Annotated in this window: 15 protein-coding genes and 1 pseudogene; 3 read left to right on the top strand and 13 right to left on the bottom strand. The window is 63.4% G+C overall.

Features of this window, described 5'->3' with window-relative positions; translation table 11 throughout:
- Positions 1-163: 163 nt before the first annotated feature.
- The 4 genes from qcrB to ctaE form a co-directional block, all read right to left on the bottom strand.
- The gene (qcrB, locus tag KG104_RS10275; protein ID WP_104054104.1) at positions 164-1849 is read right to left on the bottom strand and encodes a cytochrome bc1 complex cytochrome b subunit; all 1686 of its coding nucleotides are present in this window, start codon (positions 1847-1849) and stop codon (positions 164-166) included.
- A gap of 3 nt (positions 1850-1852) precedes the next feature.
- On the bottom strand, positions 1853-2884 hold the full coding sequence (gene qcrA, locus KG104_RS10270) for a cytochrome bc1 complex Rieske iron-sulfur subunit (RefSeq protein WP_104054105.1): 1032 nt from the start codon (positions 2882-2884) through the stop codon (positions 1853-1855).
- Between the two features lie 86 nt (positions 2885-2970).
- Positions 2971-3762 carry a cytochrome bc1 complex diheme cytochrome c subunit gene (qcrC, locus tag KG104_RS10265; protein WP_104054106.1) on the bottom strand — a complete coding sequence of 264 codons (792 nt, stop codon included), beginning with the start codon at positions 3760-3762 and terminating at the stop codon, positions 2971-2973.
- Positions 3763-3843: 81 nt separating this feature from the next.
- Positions 3844-4482 (bottom strand): aa3-type cytochrome oxidase subunit III, encoded by a 639-nt coding sequence (gene ctaE / locus KG104_RS10260; RefSeq protein WP_104054107.1) that lies wholly within the window; start codon positions 4480-4482, stop codon positions 3844-3846.
- A gap of 159 nt (positions 4483-4641) precedes the next feature.
- On the opposite strand from ctaE, the gene trpD reads away from it, so the two are divergent.
- Positions 4642-5688 carry an anthranilate phosphoribosyltransferase gene (gene trpD / locus KG104_RS10255; RefSeq protein ID WP_207346958.1) on the top strand — a complete coding sequence of 349 codons (1047 nt, stop codon included), beginning with the start codon at positions 4642-4644 and terminating at the stop codon, positions 5686-5688.
- Between the two features lie 227 nt (positions 5689-5915).
- Here trpD and KG104_RS10250 read toward each other — a convergent pair whose 3' ends face one another.
- The 5 genes from KG104_RS10250 to KG104_RS10230 form a co-directional block, all read right to left on the bottom strand.
- A complete protein-coding gene (locus KG104_RS10250) occupies positions 5916-6197 on the bottom strand; it encodes an Lrp/AsnC family transcriptional regulator (RefSeq protein ID WP_104054109.1) in 282 nt (93 codons plus the stop codon).
- A 114-nt stretch (positions 6198-6311) separates the two neighbouring features.
- On the bottom strand, positions 6312-6746 hold the full coding sequence (locus KG104_RS10245) for a DUF3054 domain-containing protein (protein ID WP_207346957.1): 435 nt from the start codon (positions 6744-6746) through the stop codon (positions 6312-6314).
- Positions 6743-7348 (bottom strand): TetR/AcrR family transcriptional regulator, encoded by a 606-nt coding sequence (locus KG104_RS10240; protein WP_104054111.1) that lies wholly within the window; start codon positions 7346-7348, stop codon positions 6743-6745. The genes KG104_RS10245 and KG104_RS10240 overlap by 4 nt, the downstream gene beginning before the upstream one ends.
- Before the next feature lie 31 nt (positions 7349-7379).
- The gene (locus KG104_RS10235) at positions 7380-8075 is read right to left on the bottom strand and encodes an ABC transporter ATP-binding protein (protein ID WP_207346956.1); all 696 of its coding nucleotides are present in this window, start codon (positions 8073-8075) and stop codon (positions 7380-7382) included.
- Positions 8072-9217, bottom strand: coding sequence for an ABC transporter permease (locus tag KG104_RS10230; protein WP_207346955.1), 1146 nt, complete (start codon positions 9215-9217; stop codon positions 8072-8074). The genes KG104_RS10235 and KG104_RS10230 overlap by 4 nt, the downstream gene beginning before the upstream one ends.
- Before the next feature lie 179 nt (positions 9218-9396).
- On the opposite strand from KG104_RS10230, the gene KG104_RS10225 reads away from it, so the two are divergent.
- Entirely contained in the window at positions 9397-10482 is a 1086-nt protein-coding gene (locus tag KG104_RS10225; protein ID WP_207346954.1) for a lysylphosphatidylglycerol synthase transmembrane domain-containing protein, read from the top strand.
- Positions 10483-10503: 21 nt separating this feature from the next.
- Here the strand turns inward: KG104_RS10225 and KG104_RS10220 are convergent, their stop codons facing one another.
- The 4 genes and pseudogenes from KG104_RS10220 to KG104_RS10205 form a co-directional block, all read right to left on the bottom strand.
- A complete protein-coding gene (locus KG104_RS10220) occupies positions 10504-11292 on the bottom strand; it encodes an SDR family NAD(P)-dependent oxidoreductase (protein WP_207346953.1) in 789 nt (262 codons plus the stop codon).
- A gap of 90 nt (positions 11293-11382) precedes the next feature.
- Entirely contained in the window at positions 11383-11730 is a 348-nt protein-coding gene (locus tag KG104_RS10215) for a UBP-type zinc finger domain-containing protein (RefSeq protein WP_207346952.1), read from the bottom strand.
- Positions 11731-11819: 89 nt separating this feature from the next.
- Positions 11820-12654 (bottom strand): annotated as a pseudogene (locus tag KG104_RS10210) (SDR family NAD(P)-dependent oxidoreductase).
- 119 nt (positions 12655-12773) lie between these two features.
- A complete protein-coding gene (locus KG104_RS10205) occupies positions 12774-13370 on the bottom strand; it encodes a TetR/AcrR family transcriptional regulator (protein ID WP_207346951.1) in 597 nt (198 codons plus the stop codon).
- A 57-nt stretch (positions 13371-13427) separates the two neighbouring features.
- Here KG104_RS10205 and KG104_RS10200 point away from each other — a divergent pair, with 57 nt between their 5' ends.
- Positions 13428-14909: an MFS transporter gene (locus KG104_RS10200; protein ID WP_207346950.1), complete on the top strand. Its 1482-nt coding sequence runs from the start codon at positions 13428-13430 to the stop codon at positions 14907-14909.
- Positions 14910-15172 lie beyond the last annotated feature (263 nt).

Genomic DNA, 15172 nt, shown 5'->3' with positions numbered 1-15172 from the left:
TAAAGACAGACAAGCTTGAGGGGAGGTCCCCGGCAGATGCCGGGAACCTCCCCTCAAGCTTTTGCAGCGGTAACCGGACAAGAGCCGGGGCCACAAGACAAAAGGAGCCGGCCAGCATTTGCTGGCCGGCTCCTTTAGCCGTACTGGGTATCAGTGCTCAGGACTACCGATTCGTGATGGAATTCTGGTCTTCCTCAGCCGCTTCAACTTCAGCGGGTGATTCGTGATGGTGCGCATCCTCGAGCTCGCGAGGCGTCACCGGAGCAACGCGGTCTTCGAAGAAGAACCTTGACAGGCGGCCGCGCAGCTTCTCCTTGCCCGAGACCTTGCCGCGGGCGTCCGGCTGGGCCGGAATCGCTTCGGGGGAGTCAAAGTCAACGAGCTTGTAGCGCTTGAACTCGTCCACAGGTTCGTGAACCTCGATGTATTCACCGTGCGGCAGACGGACAATGCGTCCGCTTTCCACACCGTGGAGAACGATCTCGCGGTCCTTGCGCTGCAGCGCCAGGGCGATGCGTCGAGCCACGGCGAAACCGATCAGCGGTCCGAAGATCACCAGGAAGCGCAGCCAGTACGTCACATCGTTCAGCGACACGTGGAAGTGCGTGGCGATGAGGTCGGAGCTGGCGGCAGCCCACATGGTGCAGTAGAAGATGATGCCGGCAACGCCGACGCCGGTGCGGAACGGAGCGTTGCGCGGACGGTCCAGCAGGTTGTGGACGCGCTTGTCCTTGGTCAGCCAGGCTTCGATCCACGGCCAGGTGAACAGCAGCGTGAAGACGATGCCTGCCGGTACCAGCGCCGGGAAGAGAACGTTGAAGGACAGGGTGTTGGTGCCCCACGGGAACGGAATGTTCCACTCCATCGGGATGTTCCCAATCCAGCCCGGCATCAGGCGCAGTGCGCCGTCAACCCAGCCGATGTACCAGTCAGGCTGGGTACCGGCGGAAACGGGGGAGGGATCGTAGGGGCCGTAGTTCCAGATCGGGTTGATCGTGAACAGGCCGGCGATGATGGCGATGATGCCGAAGACGATGAAGAAGAATCCACCGGCCTTTGCAGCGTAAACCGGACCAACCGGGTAGCCCACTACGTTCATGTTCGTACGGCCGGGGCCGCGGAACTGAGTGTGCTTGTGGATGACAACCATGAACAGGTGGATGGCAATCATCAGCAGGATCAGGGCGGGAACCAGCAGGATATGGAGCATGTACAGGCGGCCGATGATGTCGGTGCCCGGGAACTCCCCTCCGAAGAGGAAGAAGCTGATGTACGTGCCAACCACCGGCACCGACTTGATGACGCCGTCGATGATGCGCAGGCCGTTGCCGGACAGCAGGTCATCGGGGAGGGAGTAACCGGTGAAGCCTGCAGCCAGGGAGAGGATCAGCAGGACACCGCCCACCACCCAGTTCAGCTCGCGGGGCTTGCGGAATGCGCCGGTGAAGAACACGCGGAGCATGTGCACGGAGACGGCGGCTACGAAGAGCAGTGCCGACCAGTGGTGCACCTGGCGCATGAAGAGGCCGCCGCGGATATCAAAGGAGATATTCAGCGAGGACTCGTAGGCCACGGACATCTCAACGCCCTGCAGCGGAACATAGCTTCCGTGGTAGTGCGTTTCGGCCATGGACGGGTCGAAGAAGAACGTCAGGAAGGTGCCCGAGAGCAGCAGGATGACGAAGCAGTACAGAGCAACTTCACCGAACATGAAGGACCAGTGATCCGGGAAGACCTTGCGGCCGAACTCCTTGACCATGGCCGAACCGCTGACGCGGGAGTCGACGAAGTTGGTGACGCGGCCAAGACGGGTCTTGGGCTCATAGGGGGTAGCGGAGGGAACACTCATGGTTTAGCCACGCTCCCAGTAGCTCGGTCCAACGGGTTCATGGAAATCGCTGGTGGCGATCAGGTAACCGTCTTCATCGACTGCGATGGGCAGCTGCGGAAGCGGGTGAACGGCCGGTCCGAAAATGACCTTGCATTCCTGCGTGAGGTCAAAGGTGGACTGGTGGCAGGGGCACAGCAGGTGGTGGGTGTGCTGTTCGTACAGCGCCACCGGGCAGCCAACGTGGGTGCAGATCTTGGAGTAGGCGACAATGCCGTCCACGTTCCAGTCTTCGCGTCCGGGGGAGGGGTTGAGCGATTCCGGGTCCAGGCGCATGAGCAGGACAACAGCCTTGGCCTTTTCCTCGAGCTTGTGCTCGGATTCGTTCAGGCCCTCGGGAATGACGTGGAAGGCCGAACCCAGGGTTACGTCCGAAGCCTTGATCCGGGTTCCGCTGGGATCGCGCGTCAGGTGCACGCCGTCGGCCCACATCGTGTGCCGCAGGGTGTCTCCGGGCAGCGGGCCGAGGTCGCGGAAGACCGCGATGGCCGGAAGCGGTGCCAGGACCATTGCGCCCAGAAGCGTGTTGCGGATCAGCGGACGGCGCTTGATGCCCGTTTCCTCGATGATGTCGCCCACCATCTTCTCTGCAATAACACGGTCTTCCTCGGGACGGATTTCATGCCGTTCCTCGGTGACTTCGTGGTCCGGCATGAGCGTCTTGGCCCAGTGCACAATACCGACGCCGATACCCAGCATGGCGAAGGCGGTACCCAGCCCCAGGAGCAGGTTCTGCACCCGGATGTCGGCAATGGTGTGGCCGCCTTCGAGCTTGATGCCGAAGTACCCGATGAAAAACACGAGCGTACCGATGATGGAGATGACGAACAGTGCCGCCACCTGCTTTTCGGCGCGCTTCTCAGCCTGGGGATTCGTATCGGCCAGGCGAGGACGGTGCGGAGGAAGACCGGGATTCCGGAACTTCTCTTCGCCGTCCTGGCCAGCCGTAGCGACGGTGCCCGAGGTGTTCGGACTGCCGTGACTATGGTCGCCCATGATCCCCCTCATCCTTCTCTTGAAACTGCATTTATAGACCTATGTGTAACTGTGATGTCACCCCGGGGGGTGAGCGCGGGTGATGTCTAGGAAGACCGGGAGGTCAACCAAATGGTGAAAGCAATGACGAGGCCGAGGCCGGCCGTCCAGATGAACAGGCCTTCGGAAACCGGACCCAGCGAGCCGAGTTCGGCACCGCCCGGGGAGCCGTTGGCTTCAATGTTCTTCAGGAAGGCGATGATGCTCTGCTTGTCCTCGGGGGAGACGTTGGCGTCGTTGAAGACGGGCATGTTCTGCGGGCCTGTGACCATGGCCTCGTAGATGTGCTTCTCCGAGACGCCCTCCAGGGAGGGAGCGAACTTGCCCTGCGTCAGGGCACCGCCGGCGCCTGCTGCGTTGTGGCACATGGCGCAGTTGACGCGGAACAGCTCGCCGCCCTCGGCAGCGTTGCCGCCGGCTGCGTCGACGGTTTCAGCGTCCGGCACGGCAGGACCGGCACCGAGGCTTGCCACGTAAGCGGCAAGCTGGCTGGTCTGTTCTTCAGTGAACTGAACGGGCTTCTGCTGTGCCTGCGGGCCCTGCATGGCCATGGGCATACGGCCGGTGCCGACCTGGAAGTCGACGGATGCGGCTCCCACGCCGATGAGCGAGGGACCGTTGGCGGATCCCGATGCGTCCATGCCGTGGCAGGTGGCGCAGTTGGCGATGAAGAGCTTCTCGCCCTGGTCTTCGTCATCGGCCGTGTAGGCGGTGCTGGCAGCCTGGGCCTCATTGGCCCCGCTGACAGCTGCGTAGAGCCCACCCGTAACGAGGAGTCCCAGCAGCAGCAGCGCAACTGCTGCTAGGGGATGACGTCGCCTTTGCGATAGTGCCTTCACTTGGTGGTTCCTAACTTGTGTGGTCTTTGGTGTGCTGGTGCCACTGTGGATTTCTTTGGTAATTGCCGACTCAAGCAGGTGTTACTTGAGGAAGTAGATGATGACGAACAGGGCAATCCAGACTACGTCCACGAAGTGCCAGTAGTACGAGGTCACGATCGCGGAGGTGGCTTCAAAGTGTCCAAAACGCTTCGCTGCGTAGGCACGTCCGATGATGAACAGGAACGCGATGAGTCCACCGGCGACGTGGAGGCCGTGGAAGCCCGTGGTCAGGTAGAACGAGGAACCGTAGGAGTTCGAGGAGATCGACACCCCTTCGGTAACGAGCATCGCGTATTCGTAAGCCTGGACGGACACGAAGACTGCACCCATGAGGAAGGTGAGGAGGAACCACTCGACCATGCCCCAGCGGGAAACTTGGAAGAGTCCTCCCGTGCGGCGCGGCTGAAGACGTTCTGCGGCAAAGACGCCGAACTGGCAGGTAACGGAACTAAGAACAAGGATCACCGTGTTCGCCAACGCAAACGGAACGTTGAGCTTCTCGGTCTCCATGGCCCACAGATCGCTCGAAGTGGAGCGAAGGGTGAAATACATGGCGAAGAGAGCGGCGAAAAACATCAGTTCGCTGGCCAGCCACACTACGGTTCCGACGGAAACCATATTGGGGCGGTTCAGCGTGGGGTGAGCCGGGGTACTGGGGGCATGGGTCGCTGTTGTCACATAGACATTATGGACGTAAAACTCTCCAGTTCTCCAACAGATATAGACGGTCGGCGCGTCAAAATAGTGCCGAAACCCCGCGGATCCCAGTAACGGCGCGGAAGTGGCTCGTCAGAAACAAATCCGCTTTTTCTACGATTCGTAGATAACCTAGGGGATGTGACTACGAATCCGAGCTCCGAACACACTTGGCCGACGCTCATCAACGCCCTGATTTTGCGTCAGGATCTGCGCACTGAACAGACGCGATGGGCAATGAATTCCATCATGGCCGGCGAAGCCTCGGACGCCCAGATGGCAGGCTTCCTGGTGGCCCTGCGGTCCAAGGGGGAGACGGTCCAGGAACTGACCGGCCTGGTGGAGGCCATGCTGGAGAACTCCCGTCCCATCGATATTCCGGGGGAGACCCTGGACATCGTCGGCACGGGAGGTGACCGGCACAACACAGTGAATATCTCCTCCATGGCCGCCCTCGTCTGCGCCGGGGCCGGAGCGAAAGTGGTCAAGCACGGCAACCGGGCAGCGTCGTCGTCGTCGGGATCCGCTGACGTCATAGAGGCACTCGGGGTGCGCCTGGACCTCCCCGTAGACCGGGTGGCGGAGGCAGCGGCCACGGCCGGCATCACCTTCTGTTTCGCTCAGGTCTTCCATCCGTCCATGCGGCACGCAGCTGTGCCGAGGCGGGAAATGGGTGTGTCCACTGCCTTCAACTTCATGGGACCGCTCACCAACCCGTCCCGCCCCGCCGCTTCCGCGATCGGGGTGGCCGATGCTCGGCTGGCACCCCTGATGGCCGGAGTCCTGGCGGCCCGCGGAGTTCGCGCCCTCGTCTTCCGCGGGGATGACGGCCTGGATGAAATGACGACGACGGGCGCCTCCACTGTCTGGGAAGTCCGTAACGGGGCCGTAGAGGTGTCAACGGTGGATCCCCTGGACCTCGGGATCCCCCGGGCGACCCTGGACGATCTGCGGGGCGGGGATGCTTCCGCGAACGCCGCAGTGGTGCGCAGTGTGCTGGCCGGTGACAAGGGGCCGGTCCGTGACGCCGTTGTCCTCAACGCCGGTGCCGCGCTGGTTGCACTGGACCCGCAGGCGGACGCGGGCCTGCCGGAACGTTTGGCGGAGGGGATCCGCCGTGCAGAAAAGGCGATCGACTCCGGTGCGGCCCAGGCGGCTCTTGACCGTTGGATCGAGGTCACCCAGTAGTACCGGGGGAAGAAAAAACCTGGTTCTATTCAGCCGTTTTGGTCCCGCCGGGTGCGTCGGTTTTCGCGTCCGAAATGTGTCCCCATAACGACAGATATGGTGCCGGACATCATCCGGGAAAGGCCCTTACCCACCCTGGCCGGGGGAGGTAAGGGCCTTATGAATTGTTATGAAATCGTGTTCCGCCTGCCGCTATTTTGTGATATGCAACGCGGAATCAGGCGATGTCAGCTATCGAATCCCAGGGAAAAAGCGGCGTCCAAATCGTGCTTGGAGTACGCGCGGAAAGCGATCTGGGTGGTTGTGCCGATGACGCCGTTGACCTTGGAGAGCCGGTTGGCGATCGCGTCGGCGAGATCCTCGTGGCGGCGTACCCGGGCGATGGCGATGAGGTCCCATTCGCCGGTGACTGAGTAGACCTCACTGATGCCTTCGATCTCCGAGATCTCCTCGGCACACTCGGGGATGCGGGCGGAGTCAGTCTGGATGAGGACAAAAGCGGTGATCATGGTGAGCCTTTCGAAAATGCTGGCTGGGGTGGAGGCTGATGCTTCGGTGCTGGAGGCCGCACTACTGCGAGCCTATCGGAAGCACCGGCGCTTGCTGCAGGAAGAAGCAGCGGGTCAGCGCTTCCTACGGGCCCACAGATGCGCGGCCGCGCGCGGAATCAGCAGGAAGGCGCCGAGGACGCACAGTGTCACGACGGCGAAGCTCAGGGCGACGCCGCCGCCGAAAAGCGCCCGCACACCGAGTCCGGCAACCACGGTGATGAGCCACAGGGCGACACCTGCCGGCCACAGCGACGCCGGGGAGTTCCAGCGGGCCAGGAGTACCCAGCCGGCCAGGCAGGCTGCCAGGAACGGAGAGGCGGTGACGAGGATGCCGGCCGGATCCAGCCCGTGCTCGTGGGTGTCCCGTCCCAGCGCGGCGAACAGGATGATGAGTACGACGTCGAGGGCCAGAATCACTGTCCTGCTGCTGCGGCCGGTGCGGGACGGGGACTCAGCGGCAGAGGTGCCGGGGGAGGCGGTGTTGGTCCCGGTGCGGGGGTCATTCATGGCTGCTGCTCTCCGGCATCTTCGCTGCGGTGCTGCCGGACGTAGGGTTCCAGGAGCTCGGTGACGCGTGCATTCACGGCCTGCTGCGGTGTGCCTGACTCCAGCTGCTTGGTGGCTGTGTGAACAATGCCGTTGATCAGTTCCGCCGTGGCCGCCGGGTCCTCGGCGCCCAGCTCGCGGAGCGTGCCGACCAGCGGATCCAGAAGTTGTGAATGCATGATGGCGCTTTGGGTGTTTAGTTCCTCACTGGGCGCCACGGCGGCCAGTGCATTGCCCACGGCATGCTCGCCTTCGGCAACCAGGGCAATATTGGTCAGGACGTAGGCGAGAATGCGGTCGGCCGGTTCGGGCTGGGCACGCATGGCTTCTTCCACCCGCTGTGCCCAGCGGGGAAAGACATCCAGGACAAGTGCATGCAGGAGGTCCTGCCTGGACTTGTAGTACTGGTAGGCACTGGGGCGGGCGAGGCCCGCCAGCGCGGCCACATCGGCCATGCTGGGAGCCTCACCCGTTCGTGCCAGCAGAGTGCGTGCCGCATCAAGAAGCGCCCGTTGCTGGGCCGCACGGTGTTCTGCGACCGTGGGGGCGGTTATGCGGGGCACATGCTCTCCTGTTACTTGCTGTGTTTGATATCTAGCTGATGAGCCGTCCGTCAACCATCTCCACCACGCGGTGGCAGTGGTGGAGAACGTCATGATCGTGCGTCACCATAACTGTAGCAACGCCGCGCTCAGCGGTTTCGCGGGCCAGCAGAGCTACGACCTCCTGGCTGCGGCGCCGGTCCAGGGCAGCCGTGGGTTCGTCCACCAGCAGCAGCGGCGGACGGGTCACGAGGGCCCGGGCAATTCCCACGCGCTGGCGTTCACCGCCGGAGAGCTGGTCGGGCCGGCTCTTGAGCTTGTGGTCCATTCCAACTGCTGCGAGCAGCTCCCGCGGGTCGAAGCTCTTCTTGCCGAACGCCATCCGGTGCACCAGTTCCAGCTGCTCACCGGCCGTCAGTGCCGGAATCAGGTTCCCGGACTGAAAGACAAAGCCGATGTTACGCAGCCGGAAGCGGGCGCGGGCAGCACTGTTCAGCGTTGCGAGGTCTGTTCCGTTGATGGAGATGGTTCCGGCGTCGGGGCTGGTGAGAGCGCCGGCCGCGGCGAGAAGGCTCGACTTGCCGGCTCCGGAGGGTCCGACGACGGCGACAAGCTCGCCCGGGCGAACCGTGAGGGAGATATTATCCAGGGCCTGTACGGTGGCGTCACCGTCGCCGAGGGCCAGGCTGGCTCCCTCGATCACCAGCCCCAGGGCAGTGTCCGTGATTGGTTCGGTCGTTGTATTCATCGCTGTCCTCCCAGAGCAGCCAGGGGGTCAACCCGGGAAATTCGAATGATGGCGGCGGCGGCGCCGATCAGTCCCAGCAGGATGGTCAGAGCCGTGGCGAGGCCAATGGGGCCGGCTTCCAGGGCGAACGGCATGGCAGTGCCGGACAACCCGGCACCCATCCCGAGGCCAAGCAGCACGCCGGCGGCGGTGAAGCCAACCAGGACGATGGCAGCTTGGGCCAGACCGTCGCGCAGCAGGTAGCCGGTTGAGGCGCCGATGGCACGCAGGACGGCCAGTTCGTGCTTCCGCTGGACGGTCCACACGGTGAAGAAGGCTCCGACAACGAGTGCGCAGATGGCGTACAGGAAAACCTGGATCATCTGCAGGGTCAGGGTTTCTGCACTGTAGCCGGGGGACGCATTGAAGGATTCCTTCAGGGTGGATGTGACGGTTCCGGCAGCTTCGTCACCTGCAGCGAAGTCAATATCGGCACCGTCCTCGGCGAGCAGCGCCACGGTGCTGGCCGTGTTGAACGACGTATCGGAGGTGTCGGCCTCCGAGGGTGCCCCGGGGGCCGCGTCGCCGCCGGCAATGTACTGCCAGGTGCTGAGGGGAAGGTAGGCAACGGTCACGTGCCCGAAGGTGGCCTGATCGGCTGTGTAGCCAACCACGGTCAGCTCCGTGCCGATCCGCTCCAGGGTGACAACGGAGCCCAGCTCCAGCCCTTCATCTGCTCCCGTAGGGGAGACAACAATTTCGTTCGGCGCGGACACCGCGCGTCCCTCACCGATTTCCGGCGCGAGGAAGGCGTCGGAATCAACACCGAAGAGGGAAAGGTCAACCTGGGTGCCGTCACCGGTGGTGCCGTTCATCATGGAAGCACCCATCAGTGTGACATCCGCAACGCCGGGCTGGCTGCGCCATGCTTCGGCCTGGGACTCATCGACGACGCTTCGCGAGAACGCGTTGTCGGTCTTGGTGCCTTCATTGAAAGCGAAAGCTGTGGCGGGCATGGACTTGAGCCCGGAGACGCCGTCATTGACGAGACCGGAGGACAGGCCGGACAGCAGGACCATCAGGATGGCGATGAGGGCAATGACGCCGCCCATCAGGCCAAACCGGGCCCTGGCGAAGCGCAGTTCACGCAGCGCTAAAAACATGGGAATCTCCGTGGGTTGTGGATACATATGCCAACACTGTGTCAGCATCATGCCAACATCGTGTCAGAAAATTGCTGCGGAGGGCAAGTTTGGGCCCGGCTCTCTTGTGATGGAACTTCACAGGGGGCGCGTTCCCCTCCGCTCTGGTCTGGACGCCGCCCTTCTGCTGTTCTTGAAGGATGCCCCAGCACCTGCACCAGGCCTGGCACCGTTTGGCGCATTCACGGCTGCTGAGGTGGGCGGCCGCTGTACTGGCTGTCGTGCTGGTAGTCGAATACATCGTCCTGCCGCAGCTGGCTGGATCAGGGAATATTGTTTCCGCCGTCCTGGGATTGCCGGTCATCCTTGTTCTTCTCGCCGTACTCCTGGAGACGGGATCACTGGCCAGCTACAGCTGGCTCACCCGCGAGGTACTGCCGGGAGAGGAGCGTCCGGGATTCTTCACCCTGTTCCGCATTGATCTCGCAGACCTGGCCGTCAACCACACCGTTCCCGGCGGCGGGACGACGTCGGCGGCCGCCCGCTTCCGCCTGCTTACCCGGTGCGGAGTGCAGTCAGAAAACGCGCTGAGCGCCGCGACCGTCCAGGTGGTTGGAGCCAATCTGGTGCTGGCCGGTCTGTTCAGTGCGGGACTGCTGACGGTTCACAGCACCTCTGCGGCAGGACGCTATCTCAGTACTGCCGGGGCCGTGGTCCTGGGGCTGCTGGTGTTGTCCGTGGCCGTGCTCACGGTGCTGGACCGGCATTTGGACGGAGCTGTCCGCATCGCAAGCAGTGCGGCCCGAACCATCAGGGTGATTTCTCCCGCCTCAGCCGAGCAGTTTGTGCGGACGATCGCTGCCGAGGTTCAGATGTTCCGCGGGGACCCGCGCAGGTTCGCGGCAGCGGTGGTCCTCGCCGCGCTGCGTTATGTGCTCGACGCTGCGTGCCTCTGGGTTTTCCTCGCCGCCTACGGGCACGTCCTTCATCCCGCAGAACTGCTGCTGGCCTATTCGCTCGCCAACCTGGTGGCCCTGGCGCCGCTCACCCCGGGCGGCCTCGGGTTGGTGGAGGGAGTGCTGGTGCCCATGCTCGTGGCCTTTGGCGCGCCGGACCATGCTGCCGTCCTGGGAGTGCTGTCCTGGCGGCTGGTGCAGTTCTGGCTGCCGATCCCTGCGGGGGGCCTTGCGTACCTGTCCCTGCGGCTGGGCATCCTGCGCCGCAAGCAAAAGCAGCCCCGGAACAAGAGTTCCGGGGCTGCTTCAACGGTTGTCCGACAGAAGTAACAGCCGGTCAGGGGGTACCTGCTATGCGCCCCAGATGTCGTCTCCGCGCAGCGTGGCGTCTGCGCCGCCGTCGGTGTAGATGGTCTGACCCGTGGTGTGCGTGTTCTCTTCGCTGGTCAGCCAGGCGAGCAGGCGTGCAATGACAATGGGGTCGGAATGCCCGTTCAGCGGCATGGGGACTGAGGAGTCCACCATTTCGCGTCCCTCGAGGGTGGACAGCAGTTCCTTGGTCATTGCCGAGAGCACGGTGCCCGGGGCAACGGCGTTCAGGGGGATGCCGGCGCCGGCCCAGGTGTCGGTGACGCTTGCGCGGCGAACCCAGCGGCTGAGTGCCCGCTTGGAGGAGGGGTAGTTGAGGTATCCAACGCGGGGACCCTGCTCGGCGAGGGCGGCACCGATTTCCAGCGCACGGGCCTCGTCGCCTGCCAGCATTGCGTCAACGAGCTCGGGGGAGTTGGGCTGGAGCGACGCCATGGAACTGACGACGGCCGCCCGCGGCGCATCGCTCTTGGCCAGCGTGGGGGCCAGCATTTCGAGGAATTCGGTAACTCCGAAGAAGTTGACGGCAACCGTGATGGGCGCGGGTGCAGAGATGCCTGCACAGGCAATGACTGCATCCACCTTGCCGCCGGCGAGCTCCACAGCCTTGTCAACCGCTGTGCGGCGGCCTTCGGCAGTGCTCAGGTCCGCTTCGACCTCAGCACCGCGAAGATCCACTCCCACAACGGTGTTGCCGCGTTCGCGCAGCAGTTCGGCTGTAGCGGCGCCGATTCCCGATCCTGATCCAGTGACTATGTATGTGCGTGCCATGACTCCAGATTACGCCAGCGGCACGTGCGGTTTTGACTGACGTGATTTGTGCACCAATCGCCTGAAACCCAGGTCAGCGGGCGGCGCTGACTAGTGCAGTTCACTCTGCCAACCGGGTGGAACTTTTTCAGCGGGCCCGGGCACGCTCTGGCTCAGCGGATGGCTTAGCGGCGGCGCGAGCTCCGGGCCCGCAAAGACGGAACTGGTCCGGTAATCCCAGAACCAGGCTTCACCGGGTTCATAGCTGCGGATCACCGGATGGCCGGTTGACTGCTCGTGGCCGGTGGCATGCTGTCCCGGAGAGTTGTCGCAGCAGCCGATATGGCCGCATTCGGCACACCGGCGCAGGTGGAACCACCAGCCCCCGTCCGCACTGCATTCCACGCAGCCCGGCCCGGACGGCGGCACTGAAACGTTGATGCCGGATGAGTCGTACATAGGTGCTCACTCCTCGGCGGCCACCCCCGTTCTCCAACGGTAGCCAAGCCTGTGCGCGGGTAACAGAGGCCAAGCCCCGCCACGACCCGTCAGTCGTCCGGCAGTCCCACCATCCGGGCGCTTTCTGCCCACAGCCGGGCGGACAGGGCTGCGTCGTAAGCGTCCTTATTGGCGGTGGAGATTTTGCACTTGTAGTAATACTTGCCGGGCTGCCAGTCCTGTCCCGGGTCCGCAGTGGCCAGCCATACCAGCGTTTCTGCGCCCTGCTCGGGGGAAATCAGGAATCGGTTGAGGACCGTCCGGTACACCAGGCGCATCATTGTGGTGGATTCAGCGGCGAAAGATGTTGCCACCGCGCCGGGATGAAAGGCTGCGGTTGAAATGGCCCCGGGCACGGTACCGGGCATCCAGTTCCCGGGTGAACAGGATGTTGGCCAGCTTCGCGTTTCCGTACGCGCGGTTGGGCGTGTAGTTTCGGCGGGACTCCAGATCGTTGATATCGAAACGGGCGAAGATGCTGTTGGCCGCGCTGGACGTGTTGACGACGGTTGCCTGTGATTCCGTCAGCCGGTCCAGCAGCAGATTGGTGAGCAGGAACGGGGCCAGATGATTCACCTGCAGTGTCTTTTCGTGGCCGTCCTCGGTTTCTTCACGCCGGCCCATGATGCCGCCGGCATTATTGGCGAGGACGTCGATGCGCGGATAGCGCTCCAGCAGTGTGGCAGCCAAGGCGCGAACGTCGTCGAGTCGGGAGAAATCCGACAAGTAATAGTCGGCGCCGCCCAGATCCCGGGCTACGGCGGCGGTCTTCTCCGGCGACCGGCCGACGACGACGACCCGGTTGCCTAAGCTGTGCAGGCTGCGGGCTGCTGCGGCACCGATGCCGTCGCTTGCCCCGGTGATGACGATGGTTCGCTCTGGCACAGGGTGGCCTTTCGGCAGAGGAGGAATCGTGCGAAGACTTTCCCAGTATGGCAATGCACGGGGGATGAGCCAATGAACCAAGTCGCCGTATTGCGGTAGCTGGTGTCACCCGTTCGCGGTCAGTGCCTCTGTTGGGTCTGCGGCGTTGGCTCCAGGAGGCGGCGGGCCGCGGCAACGGCAGCTTTTCGGCGCCGGTCCCGTGATTTGCCGGACCCTTCCGGCTTTCCCGTGAAGAGGGTTTCAGGTGACTGTGCCCAGGCCGTGGCCAGGGAGAAGAGCAGAACCATTAACTCGTCCGGGTCCCAGTCTGGATCGATGAGGCCTTGTTTCTGGGCGCTGACGATGTCTTCGTTGCGGGGGCCTGGTCGGCCGCACGGTGTCGGCGGGAGCAGGTTGGGCTCCTCTTCAAGCCGTGCCCAGTCCAGCATGCGCAGGTGCTCGGGTTCTTCCACGGCGTGGTCAAACATCGCGCCGACGAATCCCGGCAAGTCTGTGGCGTCCCTCGAAACCTGATCCGTAGTTTCCTGCAGGTTGTCCTTCAGCACAGCGGCAAAGAGCGAGCGTTTGTCGCCGAAGTAGGCATAGAGGCGCTCCTTGCTGGCTTTGGCCTCCGCGGCTATCCGGTCCACACGTGCGCCGGCCAGTCCATACCGGGCAAACTCAGTCCGTGCTGCAGCCATGATTCTGGCCCGTGTTGCTTCGCCGTCGCTTCTCATGCCTGTAGTCTAGCTAAGCCAACCAACCAGTTCGTTTTGAATGAGGATTTCCCGTACATGGACCGCACCACCCCCGCCGGATCGCCTCCGGCCGTTGACCACTCGGCGCATCCGCACCGCTGGCTCCTCTTGTCTGTTCTCGCCCTGGCCCAGCTGATGGTGGTCCTTGACGGGACAATCGTCAACATCGCCCTGCCGGACGCCCAGTTGGATCTCGGCATGTCCGACGGCGACCGGACCTGGGTAGTCACCATTTACGCCCTGGCCTTCGGGTCCCTGCTGCTTCTTGGCGGACGCATCGCGGACTACTGGGGCCGCAAGCGCACCTTCATGGTGGGCATGTTTGGGTTTGCCCTTGCCTCAGCGCTGGGCGGCTTTGCTTCCAGTACTGAAATGCTGCTTGCCGCCCGTGGCCTGCAGGGTGCGTTTGCTGCACTCCTGGCACCGGCGTCGCTGGCAATTCTGACCATCACGTTCCCGTCGGGCAAGGACCGTATCAAAGCCTTCGCCGTGTACGGCGCGATTGGCGGCGGCGGTGCAGCCATCGGCCTGCTGCTTGGCGGCGTCCTGACGCAGTACGCTTCCTGGACCTGGTGCCTGCTCGTGAACGTCCCCATCGCCGTCGTCGCCATGGCTGCCGGTCTGCCTTTGATCCGTGAGAGCAAGGCCCACGGCAACACTCGCTACGACCTTCCCGGTGCCATCCTCGTCGTTGCCGGACTCGCCTCGCTGGTCTACGGTTTCGCCCAGGCTGAAAACGGTTGGGCGCGGGTGGAAACCATCGGCTTCCTGGCAGCCGGCGCCGTCGTTCTCGCTGCCTTCGTGTTTGTGGAATCCAAGGTATCCAACCCGCTGCTTCCCCTGCGCGTGCTGGCCAACCGGGTCCGCGGCGGTGCTTTCCTGATTTCGGCCCTGACCGGCGCAGCCCTGTTGGGCGGAATCCTCTTCCTCGTCTTCTACTTCCAGATTGTCCTGGGCTACTCACCGCTGAAGTCCGGCTTGGCGTCGCTTCCGATGACGCTCGCTATCACCGCTGGTGCAGGCGTGCTGTCCAAGTTCCTGCCCCGCACGGGTGTCCGCCTGCCGATGACGGTGGGGCCTGTGGTTGGCGCTGTCGGCCTCTTCTGGTTGTCCTTCATTACTGTGGAGGGCAACTACGCCCTGGAGGTCCTGCCCGGGCTGATTCTTCTGGGCTTCGGCCTGGCGATGATTTTTGTTCCGCTGCAGAACGTTGCGCTCGCCGGGATTGACGAGCACGACGCCGGCGTTGCCAGTGCCGCTGTTTCCGCCACACAGCAGATTGGCGGTTCCATTGGCACGGCCCTGTTCACGGCTATCTATACCGCCGCCATGACGGCGTACCTCAGCAGCAACGAGGTGCTCCCCGGAGCCCAGGCCGGTGCCTTGGTCAGCGGATATTCGTCGGCATTCATGTGGGCAGGTGCGGCGATTCTTCTGGCCGCACCGATTGGCTTCTTTATGATCCGTCCGGCCAAGGAGGACCTGCTGAAGGTTCCTGCCGTGGCTCACGCGGGCTGACGGGTTTCGAAGCTTCCTGACTCTCAGGCACGAAGCGTGGACCGGCTCCTGGTTATTCAGGGGGTGGTCCACGCTTTTGTGTTGGTTCGGTTGGCTGTGCTGGGACCGAGCCCTTCAATGACCCAGATGTGCATCCTCTGGCGACTGCTCCGCAGGTAAGCGCTCCCTTTCCCAAGTAGTTCTTCCGAAAAGACGGGTATCTTGAGCTCTCGAAAGTCTCTGTTTTGGGCGCTTTTGGGGCTGTTTTCGGGACGGAAATGTCG

The organism is Arthrobacter sunyaminii (assembly GCF_018866305.1).
Classification (GTDB): Bacteria; Actinomycetota; Actinomycetes; order Actinomycetales; family Micrococcaceae; genus Arthrobacter_B; species Arthrobacter_B sunyaminii.
Note: the sequence above shows the minus strand (reverse complement) of the source record. Positions and strands in the feature narration are given on the sequence as shown.

Excerpts from the sequence above, each read along its gene's own strand:
- KG104_RS10245 (WP_207346957.1), bottom strand. The coding sequence starts at position 6,746 with ATGAATGACCCCCGCACCGGGACCAACACCGCCTCCCCCGGCACCTCT.
- qcrB (WP_104054104.1), bottom strand. The coding sequence starts at position 1,849 with ATGAGTGTTCCCTCCGCTACCCCCTATGAGCCCAAGACCCGTCTTGGC.
- KG104_RS10220 (WP_207346953.1), bottom strand. The coding sequence starts at position 11,292 with ATGGCACGCACATACATAGTCACTGGATCAGGATCGGGAATCGGCGCC.
- KG104_RS10235 (WP_207346956.1), bottom strand. The coding sequence starts at position 8,075 with ATGAATACAACGACCGAACCAATCACGGACACTGCCCTGGGGCTGGTG.
- KG104_RS10225 (WP_207346954.1), top strand. The coding sequence starts at position 9,397 with ATGCCCCAGCACCTGCACCAGGCCTGGCACCGTTTGGCGCATTCACGG.
- qcrA (WP_104054105.1), bottom strand. The coding sequence starts at position 2,884 with ATGGGCGACCATAGTCACGGCAGTCCGAACACCTCGGGCACCGTCGCT.
- KG104_RS10200 (WP_207346950.1), top strand. The coding sequence starts at position 13,428 with ATGGACCGCACCACCCCCGCCGGATCGCCTCCGGCCGTTGACCACTCG.
- KG104_RS10230 (WP_207346955.1), bottom strand. The coding sequence starts at position 9,217 with ATGTTTTTAGCGCTGCGTGAACTGCGCTTCGCCAGGGCCCGGTTTGGC.
- KG104_RS10250 (WP_104054109.1), bottom strand. The coding sequence starts at position 6,197 with ATGATCACCGCTTTTGTCCTCATCCAGACTGACTCCGCCCGCATCCCC.
- KG104_RS10215 (WP_207346952.1), bottom strand. The coding sequence starts at position 11,730 with ATGTACGACTCATCCGGCATCAACGTTTCAGTGCCGCCGTCCGGGCCG.
- KG104_RS10205 (WP_207346951.1), bottom strand. The coding sequence starts at position 13,370 with ATGAGAAGCGACGGCGAAGCAACACGGGCCAGAATCATGGCTGCAGCA.